Origin of the sequence: Agreia sp. (genome assembly GCF_964263775.1) — a bacterium.
Taxonomy (GTDB): Bacteria; Actinomycetota; Actinomycetes; order Actinomycetales; family Microbacteriaceae; genus Agreia.
In genome coordinates this window covers 1-2906 of sequence record NZ_CAXVWM010000110.1, presented here as the reverse complement: position 1 = coordinate 2906, position 2906 = coordinate 1, and the positions used below count along the sequence as shown (strand labels likewise).

The following is a 2906-nucleotide window of genomic DNA, read 5'->3' as shown; positions in this document are numbered from 1 at the left end:
TTGCGCGGGACTTGAGCTCGGTGTACCTGGCGCGTCCGGCCTTCGTGCCGAGAACGTAGCCTGCGGCCAGGCCGACGCCGAGTCCGAAGATGAGTCGTGCTGCCATGGGTGGCTTCTTTCTCTAAGGGATGGGATATCTCCAGCGTGGCACGATCGCCCGAGCGAGTTCAGGGCTTGCGCTTCAGGCCTCGGGCTCCCAGCGCTTCGCGGCGCTCGACGCGATGATCGCCAGTAACGAGGCACGGAAGGATTCGGGCTCGTCGACCTCAGGCATCAGGTCGCGCTCGAGCGTTCGGGCGGAGTTCCAGACGTCGACGCCCGCGGGCGTCACGGTCACGATGTGACGTCGGCGGTCGCTCCGGTCTGCCGTGCGCGTGACGAAGCCTTGCCGCTGCAGCCGCTCTAGGGTGCGGGAGATGGTCTGGTTCTCGACGCGTGCGAGGCGCGCGAGGTCGGTCTGGCTGCGCGGCTTCTCTTGCAGCAGGTGAAGCACGACCAGACCGGCGTGGGTGAGCCCGAGTCGGTCGAGACTCTCGGTCCACGCGTGCTCGACCAGACGCGATGCGGTGGAGAGCAGACGACCCGTGGGCCACTCGTGCATGGTGGGGCCGACAGCGGAAGCCGCTCGGACTTCATCCACCGGCTCATCGCTCATTGTGCAAATCTAGGCTACCGTCAATTAGTAAGCTAGCTGACTAAAAGAGAGGCCAGACATGTCCGCACCATCCACAGCGACCACGGCTGACAGAATTCGCCAGGTCGTCGTCGCGATCAGCGCCGTCATCGCCGTGGTCGGATCGTTCATCGGCGCGGGCTTAGCGGGCGGAACGCCCATCCAGGATGCCGCCGGCGGTTCTCTCAGCGCCGACTCGACCCCGATCGCACCGGCCGGGCCCGCTTTCTCGATCTGGTCGGTGATCTACCTCGGCCTGCTGGCCTACGCGGTGTGGCAGCTGCTGCCCGCCCAGGCGAGCGCACCGAGGCAACGCCAGGTCGGATACTGGGTGGCCGCGTCGCTGATATTGAACGCCGCGTGGATCTTGAGCGTGCAGTTCGATCAACTCGCCCTCTCGTGCGTCGTCATCGTTCTTCTGCTGGCCGTGCTCGCGCGCACGTTCGTGCTTCTCGTCGACGGGCGCCCGACAGGCATCGTCGAGACGATCGTGCTCGACGGCACCCTCGGCCTCTACCTGGGATGGGTCTCGATCGCGACGGCCGCCAACCTCGCCGCCGGTCTCACAACGGCGGGCTTCGACGGCTTCGGCTGGGGCGAAGACGCCTGGGCCGTGATCGTGCTCGCCATCGCGGCACTGGTCGGCGTGCTTCTCGCGATTCGCGGTCGAGGCCGCCTCGCTCCCGCGGCGTCGCTCGCCTGGGGCCTCGCCTGGGTCGCGGTGTCGCGCACGACGGGCGAGCTCATCTCACAGCCGGCCATGATCGCGGCGATCGCGGCCGCGGCCGTCGTGGTGATCGCGACTCTCGCCATCCGGTTCGCTCGTCGCGCGGGTCAGGGAACCCAGCGGTAGAGCATGTCGGGTTCGCCCGCGGCATCGCCGGCCGAGTGCCGACCCGACGACCAGCCCTCTCGAACGAGCGAGAACCCCACGCTCTCGAGAAAACGGATGGCCACCGCATTGCGCTGGAATGCCCAGAGCTGCAACCCCTGGGGGCTCTCGCGCTTCGCGACCTCGATCAGCCTGTGCCCCACGCCGAAGCCCTGCGCGGTGGTGCGCACGAACAGTTGGCTGAGCCATCCGTCGTGCAGCGCGACGACCCCCACGACGTTGCCGTCGACGGTCGCGACCCACGCGTTCGTCTTGTGCAGCAGAACATGGGATGCCCACCACCGGTCTTCCTCGAGGGTGTTGCGCCCGCCCAGCCACGGCATCGCGTCTTCGGTCGAGTAGTGGATGACCTCGGCGATCGCGTGAGCGTCGCTCGGCTCGGCACGACGCACATCGTCGATGTGCACCGTGACCCGCTCGCGTTTCATGGCTACAGCTCTGGTCCGCTGATCGAGAACGTGTCGCAGCTGCCCGCGCCGTTCTTCATGCCCACCTGAAACCACTTCTCACGCTGGGCGCTCGACCCGTGCGTCCACGTCTCGGGGTTCACCTGGCCCGAGCCCATCTGCTGGATGCGGTCGTCGCCGATGACCGACGCGGCATTCAGTGCATCCGCGACCTGTACATCCGTCACCGGCTCGAGAAACGTGACGCCGTCGGCGTCTTCGGTCGTCGATGCCGCGGCCACCCACGCGCCGGCGAAGCAATCGGCCTGCAGCTCGGTGCGCACCGAGTCGGAGGTCGGGCCCGTGTCGGTGCGATCGGTGCGGTCCATGACCCCGGCGAGGTTCTGGATGTGATGGCCGAATTCGTGCGCGACGACGTACATCTCCGAGAGGGTTCCGCCGGTCGCGCCGAACTGCGTGCGCAGCTCGTCGAAGAACGAGGTGTCGACGTAGATCGACCTGTCGGGCGGGCAGTAGAACGGGCCCGTTGCACTGGATGCCTGGCCGCAGCCGGTGTTCGTGGCGGCCGTGAAGAGCACGAAGTCGGCCGGCGGCGCGTAGGTGATGCCGAGCGCGGGCGCCTCGTCGGCCCAGTAGTCATTGAGCGAGTTCTCGGCGCCCACCATCAGGCAATCGATCTTGCTGTTGGCATCGACACCCGTGTAGCACTCGAGCGATTCTTCGCTCTGGGTGCCCTGCTGGGCCTGGCCGCCGCCCGCGAGACCCGTGAGATCGACTCCCAGAACCTGCGAGAGGAGGAAGAGTCCGATGACCACGACGGCGCTGCCTCCGCCCACCGCGATGCCGGTGTTGCGGCCGCGCTTGGAAACCCGGCTCGTGTCGAGCTTCGCGTTGTCATTGAAGGTCATAGAGAAGAAACTAGCGCCTCGGCGAG

4 protein-coding genes are annotated in these 2906 nt (G+C 67.2%); 1 reads left to right on the top strand and 3 read right to left on the bottom strand.

From position 1 onward, the window contains the following. Positions 1-181: 181 nt before the first annotated feature. On the bottom strand, positions 182-655 hold the full coding sequence (locus ACE5CZ_RS08315) for a MarR family winged helix-turn-helix transcriptional regulator (protein WP_374946860.1): 474 nt from the start codon (positions 653-655) through the stop codon (positions 182-184). A gap of 58 nt (positions 656-713) precedes the next feature. Here ACE5CZ_RS08315 and ACE5CZ_RS08310 point away from each other — a divergent pair, with 58 nt between their 5' ends. After that, the gene (locus ACE5CZ_RS08310; protein WP_374946859.1) at positions 714-1526 is read left to right on the top strand and encodes a tryptophan-rich sensory protein; all 813 of its coding nucleotides are present in this window, start codon (positions 714-716) and stop codon (positions 1524-1526) included. Here the strand turns inward: ACE5CZ_RS08310 and ACE5CZ_RS08305 are convergent. Both ACE5CZ_RS08305 and ACE5CZ_RS08300 read right to left on the bottom strand, forming a co-directional pair. After that, positions 1508-1993, bottom strand: a complete 486-nt coding sequence (locus tag ACE5CZ_RS08305) for a GNAT family N-acetyltransferase (protein ID WP_374946858.1) — start codon at positions 1991-1993, stop codon at positions 1508-1510. The genes ACE5CZ_RS08310 and ACE5CZ_RS08305 overlap by 19 nt on opposite strands. A 2-nt stretch (positions 1994-1995) precedes the next feature. Continuing rightward, positions 1996-2880 (bottom strand): neutral zinc metallopeptidase, encoded by an 885-nt coding sequence (locus ACE5CZ_RS08300; RefSeq protein ID WP_374946857.1) that lies wholly within the window; start codon positions 2878-2880, stop codon positions 1996-1998. Positions 2881-2906: the final 26 nt, after the last annotated feature.